The sequence below is a fragment of the Streptomyces stelliscabiei genome (assembly GCF_014873495.1).
GTDB lineage: Bacteria > Actinomycetota > Actinomycetes > Streptomycetales > Streptomycetaceae > Streptomyces > Streptomyces bottropensis.
Genome location: NZ_JADBGF010000001.1, coordinates 5272035 through 5286740 on the forward strand (window position 1 = coordinate 5272035; position 14706 = coordinate 5286740).

Consider the following 14706-nt stretch of genomic DNA (forward strand, 5'->3'; position numbering starts at 1 on the left):
CAACCAGTTAGGAGCCCTCAGTGGCCGGCACTCTGAAGAACGTGACCGACGACTCCTTCGAGCAGGACGTCCTCAAGAACGACAAGCCCGTCCTGGTGGACTTCTGGGCCGCCTGGTGCGGCCCGTGCCGCCAGATCGCGCCGTCTCTCGAAGCGATCGCCCAGGAGTACGGCGACAAGATCGAGATCGTCAAGCTCAACATCGACGAGAACCCGGCCACGGCTGCCAAGTACGGCGTCATGTCGATTCCGACGCTGAACGTCTACCAGGCCGGCGAAGTCGCCAAGACCATTGTCGGTGCCAAGCCGAAGGCCGCGATCGTGCGTGACCTCGAGGACTTCATCGCCGAGTGATGTTTCACGTGAAACATGAAGAGGCCAACCCGCTCGGGTTGGCCTCTTCGCTTTAGAGCGGTCGCAGCGCGGGCTCCTTCTGTACGGCCCCGAGAAGACGGTCCAGTGCCAGCTCGACGTCCTCCTTCCAGGAGAGCGTCGTCCGCAGCTCCAACCGCAGCCTCGGGTACGTGGGGTGGGGGCGCACGGTCTTGAAGCCCACAGCCGTCAGATGGTCGGCGGGGAGGACACACGCCGACTCCTTCCAACGGGCGTCCCCAAAGGCCTCTATGGCCTTGAAGCCCCGCCGCAGAAGGTCCTTGGCCACCGTCTGCACCATCACACGGCCCAGCCCTTGGCCCTGATAGCCCTGGGCGATGAAGGCGGTCATCAGCTGAACCGCGTCGGGGGACACCGGACTTGTGGGGAATGCCAGGGCTCGGGGCACATAAGCAGGAGGCGCGTACAGCACGTACCCCACCGGGATCTCGTCCACGTAGACGACCCGGCCGCAGGACCCCCAGTCCAGCAGGACGGCGGAGATCCACGCCTCTTTCTCCAGAGCGGGCGTACCCGCTCTTACCGCGGCCTCGCCACTGACTGGGTCGAGCTCCCAGAAGACACACGAACGACAGCGCTTGGGAATGTCCTGAAGGTTGTCCAACGTGAGCGGTACGAGCCGACGCCCCATGAAGGCTGTTCCTCGCTTCCTTCGCCCGCAGCCTCGCGGGCGGCTGTCAGAGCGCTCCGCTCCCTGAGGAGACTGCCGATGAATCCGCCGACGGCCCCCAGTCCCAGGCCTGCCGTCACCAGTCCGGAACGGCTCACGGTTCGCATGGCCCCGCCTCTCCCAAGAAGACCCGCCAGGTCGATGCGCTCTACCGAATCGCATCGTATCCACGATGCGATTGCCTTGATACCGCCTCAAAGCAAAGAGCGGGCTGTGTCCGGTATACATCGGACACAGCCCGCTCAGGCAGTCGACGGGCCGGAAGTCAGCCCCTTCCTCAGAAGGCTCAGGCCTCCGTCTCCTCCGAGTCGTCGTCCAGCAGGCTCTTCTGGAGTGCGAGCTTCTCGCCCGGGGCCAGCGTGCTCAGAATGCGCTCAAGGTCTTCCGTGGACGCGAACTCGACAGTGATCTTGCCCTTCTTCTGACCCAGATCGATCTTCACCCGGGTCTCGAACCGATCGGAAAGCCGGGTAGCGAGTTCGCCCAGCGCCGGAGAGGGCACGGAGCCGGCACGAGGGCCCTTGGACCGCGTCGAGGCCTTCGGATGCGACCCCATCAGGGTGACGATCTCTTCCACTGCTCGGACCGAGAGTCCCTCGGCCACGATCCGGTGAGCCAGCTTGTCCTGCTCCTCCGAGTCCTCGACGGAGAGCAGCGCCCGAGCGTGCCCCGCGGAGAGAACACCGGCGGCCACCCGACGCTGGACCGCCGGTGAGAGCTTCAGCAGGCGCAGCGTGTTGGAGACCTGGGGACGGGACCGACCGATACGGTCCGCCAGCTGGTCGTGCGTGCAGTTGAAGTCCTTGAGCAACTGGTCGTAGGCGAATGCCTCTTCCAGCGGGTTCAGCTGGGCACGGTGAAGGTTCTCCAGAAGCGCGTCCAGAAGCAGCTTCTCGTCGTCCGTCGCCCGCACGATCGCCGGGATCGCTTCCAGGTCGGCCTCATGGCAGGCTCGCCAGCGCCGCTCGCCCATGATCAGCTCGTAGCGAGCCGGCCCCACCTGCCGAACGACAATGGGCTGGAGAAGACCGACCTCCTTGATGGAGGTGACGAGTTCCTGGAGAAGATCCTCGTCGAAGACCTCGCGCGGCTGACGCGGGTTCGGAGTGATGGAGTCGAGAGGCAGCTCAGCGAAGTAGGCGCCGACGGGTGCGGCAGGCAGTTCCGCCGTGCCGATCGGCGACAGCTCCTCTGTTTCACGTGAAACAGGCTGGAGTGTCGCCACCTGCGAGGCTCCCACCCCACGCTCCGGGCTGAAGACGGATGGCACCGCCGATGCCGTGGATGGGGACGTTCCCGCTGCCGGAGCATCCTTCTCTCCTGTCGCAGCCGCTGGGATCAGTGCGGCGAGGCCACGGCCCAACCCCCTCCGTCGATCACTCACTGGATGCCCTCCACCACACTCGTATTGTTCTGAGCACCGATATGGGCGTGCGTCGGGTCGTACCCCACGCCCACGCCCCTCAGTGCGATTTCTCGTGCCGCCTCAAGATAGGAGAGGGCACCACTCGATCCTGGATCGTAGGTCAGCACCGTCTGCCCATAGCTCGGCGCCTCGGAGATACGGACCGAACGGGGAATGCTCGTCCGCAGCACCTCCTCACCGAAGTGGGTGCGCACCTCGTCGGCGACCTGGGAGGCCAGACGCGTCCGGCCGTCGTACATGGTGAGCAGGATGGTCGACACATGAAGGATGGGGTTGAGGTGCCCGCGTACCAGGTCGACATTGCGGAGCAGCTGACCAAGGCCCTCCAGCGCGTAGTACTCGCACTGGATCGGGATGAGCACCTCCTGGCCGGCGACCATCGCGTTCACCGTCAGCAGGCCGAGCGAGGGAGGGCAGTCGATGAGAATGTAGTCCAGCGGCTGCTCGTACGCCTGAATCGCTCGCTGCAGTCGACTTTCCCGTGCCACGAGGGAGACCAGCTCGATCTCCGCACCGGCGAGATCGATCGTGGCAGGAGCGCAGAAGAGGCCCTCTACGTCAGGAACGGGCTGGACGACTTCTGCCAGAGGCTTGCTGTCGATCAGCACGTCGTAGATGGAGGGCACCTCGGCGTGATGGTCGATCCCCAGCGCGGTGGACGCGTTGCCCTGGGGGTCGAGGTCGATCACCAGAACGCGGGCGCCGTGCAGAGCCAGTGAAGCGGCAAGGTTGACGGTCGTCGTGGTCTTGCCGACGCCACCCTTCTGGTTGGCGACGACCATGACTCTGGTCTGCTCGGGCCGAGGCAGGCCTTCGCCGGCCCGGCCCAGAGCCTCTACCGCCAGCTGGGCAGCACGACCGATGGGAGTGTCGTCCATCGGGGGCGGTGTTTCACGTGAAACATCTTCCCCCATCGACTCGGTACGGGGACCGGGGACCGGATCGGTCATCGGTCCCGCGATGTTGGCGTCGGACCGCAAGGATTCACTCTCCTCGACTTCAGGCTCGCAATGAACAGAGCCTCCCATGCCTTCGGGGTCGTGAACCAGTGAGGCCTGGTCTTCTGTGGAGAATTCCACCTCTGTGGAAAACTCCGTTACCCCTCCGAGTGACCCGAGAGGCTTCCGGTCGCGCGGTTCGGCCGCAGCGCGGCCCCGACTGATGATGCCGTGCAGCAGTGAGCGACGTTTCACGTGAAACACGATGCCCAGCGGCACAGGCCACGCTCGCGCGACACTCCGAGACGCGTAGGTTTGGCAGCTTGTGTGGAGTACGAGCGTCGTCAGGACGGATCAGCGAACGTCCTGGATCCCGTAGCTAGCGGCGTCGGCGGGCACGCCCTGTCCGGGCCGCCTTGGCCCTCTTCGCGGCGAAGCGCACGCCCCCCGGGCTCTCCCCGACCTCCACCCGGACCACCGTGGACAGAGGATCGACCACGCCCTCGCCGACGTGGAGGACCGAGGTCTCCACCGCGCCGAGCTTGCTCAGGGCCGAGGCAGCGCTCTTGAGCTCCTCCTCCGCGGTGTCGCCCTTGAGAGCGAGCATCTCTCCGTACGGACGCAGCAGCGGAATGCCCCAGGCGGCCAATCGGTCCAATGGAGCCACGGCCCGGGCCGTCACCACATGGACCGGCTGCAAGGTCCCGAGGACCTCTTCGGCTCGGCCGCGGACGACGGTCACATGGTCGAGGCCCAGGAGCTCGACGACCTCGGTCAGGAAGTTCGTGCGCCGCAGCAGTGGCTCCAGCAGCGTGATCTTCAGGTCCTCGCGGACGAGGGCCAGCGGAATGCCGGGCAGTCCGGCACCGGACCCGACATCGCACACCGTGACCCCCTCGGGCACGACCTCGGAGAGCACCGCGCAGTTCAGTAGATGCCTCTCCCACAGACGGGGCACCTCACGCGGGCCGATGAGCCCTCGCTGCACCCCCGCCTCGGCCAGGAGCTCGGCGTACCGGACCGCGTCCGCGTAGCGATCACCGAATACGTCGCGTGCCTGCTCGGGCGCAGGGGGGAGCTCCGCTGACTCCGTCACGGGGACCGTCCTTCCGTACCGCAAGAGCGCACTGGGCGCTGACATCAGAACAACAGGCTGACAAAGTTCGGCCCCGCCTGCGGGCAGACGGGGCCGGAAAACGTACGTACCGAATCAGGCGGGCAGCACGACGACGAAGCGCTGCGGCTCCTCGCCCTCGGACTCGCTGCGCAGGCCCGCCGACTTGACCGCGTCGTGGACGACCTTGCGCTCGAACGGGGTCATCGGCTTCAGCTTGACAGGCTCGCCGGTGCTCCTGGCCTCGGCCGCCGCCTTGGCGCCCAGCTCGGAGAGCTCGGCGCGCTTCTGGGCGCGGTAGCCCGCGATGTCCAGCATCAGACGGCTGCGGTCACCGGTCTCGCGGTGCACGGCCAGGCGCGTGAGCTCTTGAAGCGCCTCGAGCACCTCGCCCTCCCGGCCGACGAGCTTGTTCAGGTCGCGGCCACCGGAGTCGCTGATGATCGAGACAGAGGCACGGTCGGCCTCGACGTCCATGTCGATGTCGCCGTCGAGATCTGCGATGTCCAGCAGACCTTCCAGGTAGTCCGCCGCGATCTCACCCTCCTGCTCCAGGCGGGTCAGGGTGTCGCCACCCTCGGAGGCGGTGGAGGTGGTGCCTTCCGTCACGGGAGGAACTCCTTCTTACTTCTTGGACGGGGACTTGGGGCGCTGCTGGCCCTTGCGCTGACCGGACTGGGCCTTGCTGCGACCACCGGTGCCGGGCTTGGGCGAGGCCTTCTTGGCAGCGGCCGCCGGCTTGGCGTCCTCCGGCTGGTCGGACTTGCTCAGCGAGGTGGGCTCGGACTGCTCGTCGTCGTCGACGCTCTTCGCGCCGCCGGACTGACGCTGGGCCTTGCTCTGGCGCTTGGGCTGCTGGCGCTTGGGCGTGCCGGGCGTGGGCGTACCGTCCTCTGCCGTGACCGCGGCGGAGACCTCGCTCTTGACCACGGTGCCGTCGGTCTGGGCCGCGAGGCCCTCCTTGCCGAGGCCGGTGATGAACTTCCGCTCGTGCTCGTTGCGATCGCGGCCCTTGGCGACGATGGCCTTCACGATGGCGCGCTCGCGGCGGTTGCGGGTCTTGCCGTGCCGCGTGACGTGCTTGAAGAGGCGCTCCAGGTAGGCGGCCTGCGCCTTGGAACCCGGGGTCGGGTTGTTGTGGATGACGTACATCTGCTGGCCCATGGTCCACACGTTGGTGGTCAGCCAGTAGACGAGGACACCGACCGGGAAGTTGATACCGAAGACGGCGAACATGACCGGGAAGACGTACATCAGCATCTTCTGCTGCTGCATGAACGGCGTCTTCACCGTGGTGTCGACGTTCTTCGTCATCAACTGGCGCTGCGTGTAGAACTGCGAGCCCGACATCAGAACGATCATGACCGCAGTCACGATGCGGACCGTGGTCAACGAGGCGTCGAGTGCGGCGACGTCCGCGGAGCTGTCGGTGAACTTCGCGGCCAGCGGAGCACCGAAGATGTGCGCCTTCTGCGCGCTCTGCAGCAGGCTCTGGTTGATGACACCGATGGTGTCGTTGTTCGCGATGCTGTTGAGCACGTGATACAGGGCGAAGAAGAACGGGGACTGCGCCAGGATGGGAAGGCACGAGGAGAGCGGGTTGGTACCCGTCTCCTTGTACAGCTTCATCATCTCTTCGGACTGACGCTGTTTGTCGTTCTTGTAGCGCTCCTGGATCTTCTTCATCTCGGGCTGGAGCGTCTGCATCGCCCGGGTCGCCTTGATCTGCTTCACGAAGAGCGGGATCAGGCAGATACGGATCAGGATCACCAGGGACACGATGGACAGGCCCCAGGCCCACCCGGTGTCAGCGCCGAAGAGGGCGCCGTACACCTTGTGGAACTGGACGATGACCCAGGAGACAGGTGTCGTGATGAAGCTGAAGAGGCTGGCAATCGTGTCCACTAATCATGCTCCTTGGGCATGGGACGGGCTCTCGGCGGCCGGGCTCGAAGGAACGTGCCCCTCGGTGGCCGGTTCGGCGGCGGAGGACCCGCCCTTGCGTGCGCGCCACGTGCCACGCACCATCTCGTGCCACCGTGGACGCTTGCGCGGCGGGACGTGGTCCACACCGCCGAGCGACCACGGATTGCACCGCAGGATGCGCCAGGCGGTGAGTGCCGTTCCCTTGATCGCACCGTGCCGGTCGATGGCCGTGTAGCCGTAGTGGGAGCACGACGGGTAGTACTTGCACACCGGCCCGAGCAGTGGACTGATCGTCCACTGGTACAGCTTGATCAGCGCCAGCAGCGGGTACTTCATCGCGCGCCCCCTCCCAGCAGCCGCCCCAGGGCGGCATCCAGGTCTTGGGCCAGTTGTACGTGGTCGGCGTCACCCGCTCCGGGCAGCGCTCGTACTACTACCAGGCTACCGGGGGGCAACAGGGCGACTCGATCGCGCATCAGATGGCGAAGTCTGCGCTTCACCCTGTTACGGACGACCGAGCCACCGACGGCTTTGCTCACGACGAAACCCGCACGCGTCGGGGGAGCGCTCTCCCCAGGCGCGTGCGGGTCCGTGGCACCGCTACGTAGGTGAACGACGAGGAGTGGGCGGCCGGCCCGGCGTCCTCGTCGTACCGCGGTCGCGAAGTCCTCGCGCCGCCTCAGCCGATGCTCGGTAGGCAGCACGACGTCATGACCTGATCGGGATCAGGCGGACAGGCTGGCGCGACCCTTGCTGCGACGGTTCGCGAGAATCGCGCGACCGGCACGGGTACGCATCCGCAGGCGGAAGCCGTGGGTCTTGGCGCGACGACGGTTGTTCGGCTGGAAGGTGCGCTTGCTCACTCGGGGGCTCCAGAAAGAAATCGGTGTTTGCGGGTGCCGTCCTGGCTGTCACCGTGCGCCCACGAGTAGCTCGTATAAACGCCCGAGTGCACCGCTGTCCGATCACCTGACGCGATCTGTGCCCATCGGAGGCAGGCGGCAGCAGCCATCGACAACTCGACCTGGTTACGGTACGCGCGGCTACGCCATCCGGTCAAACCGGAGGTCGCAGGGAGACACTATCCACAGGCTGGGGACAACAACTTGAACCGTACCGGTCGCCGTGACTACCGTGACTGAACTCCGATTCGTTCCTTTTCCTTTGGCTGCTGGGACCCGACCCACCCATCAGCTCCTCGTCTCGAGTGCTCCACCCGAGTTCCGAACCGACCTGTCCCTGAACCACACGTTCGTGGGACCTGTGAGAGAGCGTGCCCTGTGGCTGACGTACCTGCCGATCTTGCCGCAGTGTGGCCACGAGTACTGGAGAAGCTCCTCGGTGAGGGCCATGGTCAGGGCGTCGAGGTGAAGGACGAGCGCTGGATCAAGCGCTGCCAGCCCCTCGCCCTGGTCGCGGACACGGCGCTTCTCGCCGTCCCGAACGAGTTCGCCAAGGGCGTACTGGAAGGCCGTCTCGCGCCGATCGTCAGCGAGACCCTGAGCCGGGAGTGCGGCCGCCCGATCCGTATCGCGATCACCGTCGACAGTTCCGTCGGCGAGCAGCCCCCGCCGGTCCAGCACCGCTTCGAGGAACCGGAGCCGCCTTCCGTCCCGGCCCAGAACCGCGACGGCTACGAGGGCAGGACCGCCTACGACGGCCAGGGCCGCGACGCGCGCGGTGGGTACGACAACCAGAACCCGTACGACAATCAGAACCCGTACGAGAAGCGGAACGGATACGACGGCCAGGCCCGCGCCCCCTACGAGGGGTACGGCCGTCACCGGGCCGAGGACCGTGGTCCCGGACGCGGCGAGCAGATGGGCGGCGGGCCCGGCGACCAGTTGCCGCCGCCCCGCTCGGAGCACCCCGCCGGCCGCTCGGACCAGCTTCCGACCGCGCGCCCCGCATATCCGTCCGAGTACCAGCGCCCCGAGCCGGGCGCCTGGCCGCGACCGTCACAGGACGACTACGGCTGGCAGCAGCAACGGCTCGGATTCCCGGAACGGGATCCGTACGCCTCGCCGTCGTCGGACTACCGCTCGCAGTCGAGCGACCGGCCGCCGTACGACCAGCACCGCGGCGACTACGACCGGCCGAACGCCGACTCCGACTATCGCCAGGACCGGCGTGAGCTTCCCGATCCGCCGCCTGGCTCCGGCCATGTCCACCGGGGCGGCCCGGCGAGCAGCGCGCCCGGCCCGCTGGCGGCGCAGCCCGCGCCGGCGTCCGGCCCCGGGGAGCCGACGGCACGCCTGAACCCGAAGTACCTCTTCGACACCTTCGTCATCGGTGCCTCGAACCGTTTCGCGCACGCGGCCGCGGTGGCCGTCGCCGAGGCTCCGGCCAAGGCGTACAACCCCCTCTTCATCTACGGGGAGTCCGGACTCGGCAAGACGCACCTGCTGCACGCGATCGGGCACTACGCGCGCAGCCTCTACCCGGGCACGCGGGTGCGGTACGTGAGCTCGGAGGAGTTCACCAACGAGTTCATCAACTCCATCCGCGACGGCAAGGGCGACAGCTTCCGCAAGCGGTACCGGGAGATGGACATCCTGCTCGTGGACGACATCCAGTTCCTGGCGGACAAGGAGTCGACGCAGGAGGAGTTCTTCCACACCTTCAATACGCTCCACAACGCGAACAAGCAGATCGTCCTCTCCAGCGACCGGCCGCCCAAGCAGCTGGTGACACTGGAGGACCGGCTGCGGAACCGTTTCGAGTGGGGTCTGATCACCGACGTCCAGCCGCCCGAGCTGGAGACGCGGATCGCGATCCTCCGCAAGAAGGCGGTGCAGGAACAGCTCAACGCCCCGCCGGAGGTGCTGGAGTTCATCGCGTCCCGCATCTCGCGCAACATCCGTGAGCTGGAGGGCGCGCTGATCCGGGTGACGGCGTTCGCGTCGCTCAACCGGCAGCCGGTGGACCTGGGGCTGACGGAGATCGTCCTCAAGGATCTGATCCCGGGCGGCGAGAACGCCTCCCCCGAGATCACGGCCACCGCGATCATGGGCGCTACGGCCGACTACTTCGGGCTCACGGTCGAGGACCTGTGCGGCACCTCGCGCGGCCGCGCCCTGGTGACCGCCCGGCAGATCGCCATGTACCTGTGCCGGGAGCTGACCGACCTGTCGCTGCCCAAGATCGGCGCGCAGTTCGGCAACCGTGACCACACCACCGTCATGCACGCCGACCGCAAGATCCGCGCACTGATGGCGGAGAGGCGCTCCATCTACAACCAGGTGACGGAGCTGACGAACCGCATCAAGAACGGCTGACACAGGGCCGTCGTACGACGCCGAGGGCGCCCCGGGACGAGTTCCCGAGGGCGCCTTCGGCGTTCCGAGGGGTCTCGGGCCGTCGCCGGGGGGTCTCGGGCCGTCGCCGGACCGACATCGGGTGTTCGAATACCAGCCGCGTTACGGCCTCCCTCCACAGATTCGGGAACTTTCTTCCGTCCACACCCTGGGGACCGGGAAGTTATGCAGATCGTGTCCACAGGGGCGACTGTTGAGGGATCATCAGGCCAGGTCAGTCCCCTGTGGATTCGTGGACGAAAGATGTCCACAGGCTGTGGACGAAGTGGTGATCCACAGACTGTGGACGGGGTTGTCCACCGACGGCCCACAGGCTGAGCCGTGTTGTCCCCAGTGATCGACGGCTTCTCCACATGCCTGTCCACTGTTCGGCAAGCCAACGCGCCTCCTCACTGTGTCGAGTGAAAGGCGTCACACGAAGTTGCCTGGTTGGGCTGTGGGAAAGACGGGTAAACCTGGGGACGCCGTTGGGGAGAAGTGCCCCGAGGCTGTGCACGGTGTGTGCAGAACTTTCCGTTCTCCACAGACACCCCCGGTTGTCCACCGCCTCCGCCCACAGGCCCGGTGGACAAAATTTGCCGTCTGAGCTGCGAAAACGGGGTTATCCACGGTTTCCACAGGCCCTACTACTACTCCCAACTAGAGAGAGCTGGGAATCCGTTTCGAAGTGGGTCCTGTGCACAACTCGCTCCGAGCTGCCTGACCGCGCCTCGTCACGACTTGACCCCGAGAGGCTCCGAGTGTCAGTGGTGTGCGTCAGACTGGTCCCCGGTGTCCTTCCCGTCACAGGGACCACCGACACCGAGACAGACGACGAAGCCAGGCAGGGCGAGAAGCGCCGGCAACAGCAGGAGGCGGCAACAGTGAAGATCCGGGTGGAACGCGACGTACTCGCGGAGGCCGTGGCCTGGGCGGCGCGCAGCCTCCCGGCCCGGCCGCCGGCGCCTGTCCTCGCCGGCCTCCTTCTGAAGGCCGAGGAAGGCCAGCTGAGCCTCTCCGGCTTCGACTACGAGGTCTCCGCCCGGGTCTCCGTGGAGGCGGAGGTCGACGAGGAGGGCACGGTGCTCGTCTCCGGCCGACTGCTCGCCGACATCTGCCGTGCCCTTCCCAACCGCCCGGTGGAGATCTCCACAGACGGTGTACGGGCCACGGTGGTCTGCGGCTCCTCGCGCTTCACACTCCACACACTGCCTGTGGAGGAATACCCGACCCTGCCGCAGATGCCGAACGCCACGGGCACCGTTCCCGGTGAGGTCTTCGCCTCCGCCGCCGCGCAGGTGGCCATCGCCGCCGGGCGCGACGACACGCTGCCCGTCCTCACCGGTGTGCGCATCGAGATCGAGGGCGACACGGTCACGCTGGCCTCCACCGACCGCTACCGCTTCGCGGTCCGCGAGTTCCTGTGGAAGCCGGAGAACCCCGAGGCGTCCGCGGTCGCCCTGGTGCCCGCCAAGACGCTCCTGGACACCGCCAAGGCCCTCACGAGCGGCGACAGCGTCATCCTGGCGCTCTCCGGTTCCGGCTCGGGCGAAGGCCTGATCGGCTTCGAGGGCGCGGGCCGGCGTACGACCACGCGGCTGCTGGAGGGCGACCTCCCGAAGTACCGCACGCTGTTCCCGACGGAGTTCAACAGCGTGGCCGTCATCGAGACCGCCCCCTTCGTCGAGGCCGTCAAGCGCGTCGCCCTGGTCGCCGAGCGGAACACCCCGGTGCGGCTGAGCTTCGAGCAGGGTGTGCTGATCCTGGAGGCCGGCTCCAGCGACGACGCACAGGCTGTGGAGAGGGTCGACGCCCAGCTGGAGGGTGACGACATCTCGATCGCCTTCAACCCGACGTTCCTGCTGGACGGCCTGAGCGCCATCGACTCCCCGGTCGCCCAGCTGTCGTTCACCACGTCCACCAAGCCCGCGCTGCTCAGCGGCAAGCCGGCGGTGGACGCTGAGGCGGACGAGGCCTACAAGTACCTGATCATGCCGGTGCGACTCAGCGGCTGACCGGCGGACACCGCCGACGGCTCGGCCGCGGCGGTGCCCCTACCGCCGCGGGCCGGGCGGAGCGGTGGGCACTCAGTGCGAAGCCGCAGGTCGGGGGCCACTTATGAGCGGGTATGCCCACAGGTGTGCGTGAGCGTCCGGGTCTAGGCTCGTGGGTGGGTACGCAAGTGCCCTCATGCCACGTCGCAACCTAAGGAACAACTGATGGAGCTCGGTCTCGTCGGCCTCGGCAAGATGGGCGGGAACATGCGCGAGCGGATCCGCCGCGCAGGCCACACCGTCATCGGATACGACCGGAACCCGGATCTCGCCGATGTCCACAGTCTCGAGGAGCTTGTGGGCAGGCTCAGCGGCCCGCGGGTCGTGTGGGTGATGGTCCCGGCCGGTGCGGCCACCCAGTCGACGGTCGACGAGCTGGCGGAGCTGCTCCAGCCCGGTGACGTCGTGGTGGACGGCGGCAACTCCCGCTGGACGGACGACGAGAAGCACGCCGAGGAGCTGGCCGCCAAGGGCATCGGCTTCGTCGACTGCGGTGTCTCCGGCGGTGTCTGGGGCCTGGAGAACGGCTACGCGCTGATGTACGGCGGTGACGCGGAGAATGTCGCCAAGGTGCAGCCGGTCTTCGACGCGCTGAAGCCCGAGGGCGACCTCGGGGCGGTGCACGCCGGCAAGGTCGGCGCCGGGCACTTCGCGAAGATGGTCCACAACGGCATCGAGTACGCGATGATGCAGGCGTACGCCGAGGGCTGGGAGCTGCTGGAGAAGGCCGACTCGGTGACGGACGTCCGTGAGGTCTTCCGTTCCTGGCAGGACGGCACGGTCATCCGTTCCTGGCTGCTCGACCTGGCGGTGAACGCCCTCGACGAGGACGAGCACCTGGACCGGCTCAAGGGCTACGCGCAGGACTCCGGCGAGGGCCGGTGGACCGTGGAGGCCGCCATCGACCACGCCGTGCCGTTGCCCGCGATCACGGCCTCGCTCTTCGCGCGGTTCGCGTCGCGCCAGGAGGACTCTCCGCAGATGAAGATGATCGCGGCGCTGCGGAACCAGTTCGGCGGGCACGCGGTCGAGACGAAGTAGCCCGCGGCACCGAAGAGGTAACGAACACCCGAACGTCGACGAGAAGTCGTCCACAGGGCCGCACGGTGGTCCACAACCCTGGGGGAGGTCGGCACCCGACCATGCACGTCACGCATCTGTCGCTGGCCGACTTCCGCTCGTACGCCCGGGTCGAGGTCCCGCTCGACCCGGGCGTCACCGCGTTCGTGGGTCCCAACGGGCAGGGCAAGACGAACCTGGTCGAGGCGGTCGGCTATCTCGCGACCCTGGGCAGCCACCGGGTGTCGTCGGACGCGCCCCTGGTCCGCATGGGCGCCGACCGCGCGGTGATCCGGGCCCAGGTGCGGCAGGGCGAGCGGCAGCAGCTGGTCGAGCTGGAGCTGAATCCCGGCCGGGCGAACCGCGCCCGCATCAACAGGTCGTCCCAGGTCAGGCCGCGCGACGTGCTCGGCATCGTGCGGACGGTGCTGTTCGCTCCGGAGGACCTGGCCCTGGTCAAGGGCGACCCGGGTGAGCGGCGGCGTTTCCTCGACGAGCTGATCACCGCGCGGACACCGCGCATGGCGGGCGTGCGCTCCGACTACGAGCGGGTGCTCAAGCAGCGCAACACGCTGCTCAAGTCGGCCGCGCTGGCCCGCAGGCACGGCGGCCGCACCATGGACCTGTCCACGCTCGACGTGTGGGACCAGCACCTCGCGCGCGTGGGCGCCGAACTGCTCGCCCAGCGCCTGGACCTGGTCGCCGCGATCCAGCCCCTCGCCGACAAGGCCTACGAGCAGCTGGCACCGGGGGGCGGGCCGGTGAGTCTGGAATACAAACCCTCCTCTCCCGGTCTCGTCGGCCACGCGCGCGAGGAGCTGTACGAGCAGCTGACGGCCGCCCTGGCCGAGAGTCGCAAGCAGGAGATCGAGCGGGGCGTCACCCTGGTGGGACCCCACCGGGACGATGTGAATCTCAAACTCGGTGAGCTGCCCGCCAAGGGGTACGCCTCGCACGGCGAGTCCTGGTCCTACGCCCTGGCGCTGCGGCTGGCCTCGTACGATCTGCTGCGGGCCGAGGGGAACGAGCCCGTGCTGATCCTCGACGACGTCTTCGCCGAGCTGGACACCCGTCGGCGGGAGCGGCTGGCGGAGCTGGTCGCGCCGGGCGAGCAGGTCCTGGTGACCGCCGCGGTCGACGACGACGTACCGGACGTACTGACAGGGACGCGGTACGTCGTGTCCGACGGGACGGTGGAGCGCGTATGAGCGGATCCGAGGGGATCCCGACACCGCCCGAGCCCTCCGGCGTGGACCTCGCGCGCGTGGCGCTGCGGGCCGCGAAGGAGGCCGCCCGCGCGCGTGGCGAGGCCACCCAGCAGAAGAAGCAGGCCAGGCGCGGCGGTGGACTGCGCTCCGGCGCCCGTGCCGACGGCCGTGATCCGATGCCGCTCGGTCCCGCCATCAACCGTCTGATCACCGAGCGGGGCTGGGAGACGCCGGCCGCCGTCGGCGGGGTCATGGGCCGGTGGCCGCAGATCGTCGGCGACGACCTGGCCCGACGATGCGTACCGGAGCGGTACGACGAGGACGAGCGGGTCCTGCACGTGCGGTGCGACTCGACGGCCTGGGCGACGAACGTGCGGCTGCTGGCTCCGCAACTGGTCGCCCGGCTCAACGAGGATCTCGGGCACGGCACCGTACAGCTGCTGAAGGTCCATGGTCCCGCCGGCTCCACCCGTCGCTACGGGCCCCTGCGGGCTCCGGGCAGTACCGGGCCCGGCGATACCTACGGGTGACCGTAGTCACATTTTCGGGTGCTCCCGCGCCCCTCACCGGGGGGTTCGCGCCGCCCTGTGAGCACCCGTGCGCTCCGGTGTGTGTCGTCGCGT

At 67.8% G+C, this 14706-nt stretch carries 15 protein-coding genes; 6 read left to right on the forward strand and 9 right to left on the reverse strand.

Features of this window, described 5'->3' with window-relative positions:
- Positions 1-20 precede the first annotated feature (20 nt).
- Positions 21-353 carry a thioredoxin gene (trxA, locus tag H4687_RS23220; RefSeq protein ID WP_005482961.1) on the forward strand — a complete coding sequence of 111 codons (333 nt, stop codon included), beginning with the start codon at positions 21-23 and terminating at the stop codon, positions 351-353.
- A 52-nt stretch (positions 354-405) separates the two neighbouring features.
- Here trxA and H4687_RS23225 read toward each other — a convergent pair whose 3' ends face one another.
- The 9 genes from H4687_RS23225 to rpmH all read right to left on the reverse strand — a co-directional run bounded on the left by H4687_RS23225 (position 406) and on the right by rpmH (position 7329).
- Positions 406-1023 carry a GNAT family N-acetyltransferase gene (locus H4687_RS23225; protein ID WP_046913187.1) on the reverse strand — a complete coding sequence of 206 codons (618 nt, stop codon included), beginning with the start codon at positions 1021-1023 and terminating at the stop codon, positions 406-408.
- Between the two features lie 325 nt (positions 1024-1348).
- On the reverse strand, positions 1349-2446 hold the full coding sequence (locus H4687_RS23230; protein ID WP_046913188.1) for a ParB/RepB/Spo0J family partition protein: 1098 nt from the start codon (positions 2444-2446) through the stop codon (positions 1349-1351).
- A complete protein-coding gene (locus H4687_RS23235) occupies positions 2443-3516 on the reverse strand; it encodes a ParA family protein (protein WP_079028213.1) in 1074 nt (357 codons plus the stop codon). Before H4687_RS23235 ends, H4687_RS23230 begins: the two co-directional genes overlap by 4 nt.
- 289 nt (positions 3517-3805) lie before the next feature.
- A complete protein-coding gene (gene rsmG, locus H4687_RS23240) occupies positions 3806-4522 on the reverse strand; it encodes a 16S rRNA (guanine(527)-N(7))-methyltransferase RsmG (RefSeq protein WP_046913190.1) in 717 nt (238 codons plus the stop codon).
- Between the two features lie 114 nt (positions 4523-4636).
- On the reverse strand, positions 4637-5149 hold the full coding sequence (locus tag H4687_RS23245) for a Jag family protein (RefSeq protein WP_005482969.1): 513 nt from the start codon (positions 5147-5149) through the stop codon (positions 4637-4639).
- Between the two features lie 15 nt (positions 5150-5164).
- Positions 5165-6445, reverse strand: a complete 1281-nt coding sequence (yidC, locus tag H4687_RS23250) for a membrane protein insertase YidC (RefSeq protein ID WP_046913191.1) — start codon at positions 6443-6445, stop codon at positions 5165-5167.
- 3 nt (positions 6446-6448) lie between these two features.
- Positions 6449-6802 (reverse strand): membrane protein insertion efficiency factor YidD, encoded by a 354-nt coding sequence (gene yidD, locus H4687_RS23255; protein WP_005482973.1) that lies wholly within the window; start codon positions 6800-6802, stop codon positions 6449-6451.
- The gene (gene rnpA, locus H4687_RS23260) at positions 6799-7170 is read right to left on the reverse strand and encodes a ribonuclease P protein component (RefSeq protein ID WP_078907221.1); all 372 of its coding nucleotides are present in this window, start codon (positions 7168-7170) and stop codon (positions 6799-6801) included. Before rnpA ends, yidD begins: the two co-directional genes overlap by 4 nt.
- Before the next feature lie 21 nt (positions 7171-7191).
- On the reverse strand, positions 7192-7329 hold the full coding sequence (rpmH, locus tag H4687_RS23265) for a 50S ribosomal protein L34 (RefSeq protein WP_005482975.1): 138 nt from the start codon (positions 7327-7329) through the stop codon (positions 7192-7194).
- Between the two features lie 417 nt (positions 7330-7746).
- Here rpmH and dnaA point away from each other — a divergent pair, with 417 nt between their 5' ends.
- From dnaA to H4687_RS23290, 5 genes are all read left to right on the forward strand, one after another.
- Positions 7747-9744, forward strand: coding sequence for a chromosomal replication initiator protein DnaA (gene dnaA, locus H4687_RS23270; RefSeq protein WP_046913193.1), 1998 nt, complete (start codon positions 7747-7749; stop codon positions 9742-9744).
- A 902-nt stretch (positions 9745-10646) separates the two neighbouring features.
- Entirely contained in the window at positions 10647-11777 is a 1131-nt protein-coding gene (gene dnaN, locus H4687_RS23275; protein ID WP_046913194.1) for a DNA polymerase III subunit beta, read from the forward strand.
- A 204-nt stretch (positions 11778-11981) separates the two neighbouring features.
- Positions 11982-12857, forward strand: coding sequence for a phosphogluconate dehydrogenase (NAD(+)-dependent, decarboxylating) (gene gnd, locus H4687_RS23280; RefSeq protein WP_046913195.1), 876 nt, complete (start codon positions 11982-11984; stop codon positions 12855-12857).
- Positions 12858-12958: 101 nt separating this feature from the next.
- The gene (gene recF / locus H4687_RS23285; RefSeq protein WP_046913196.1) at positions 12959-14083 is read left to right on the forward strand and encodes a DNA replication/repair protein RecF; all 1125 of its coding nucleotides are present in this window, start codon (positions 12959-12961) and stop codon (positions 14081-14083) included.
- Positions 14080-14613: a DUF721 domain-containing protein gene (locus H4687_RS23290; protein ID WP_179860073.1), complete on the forward strand. Its 534-nt coding sequence runs from the start codon at positions 14080-14082 to the stop codon at positions 14611-14613. Before recF ends, H4687_RS23290 begins: the two co-directional genes overlap by 4 nt.
- Positions 14614-14706 lie beyond the last annotated feature (93 nt).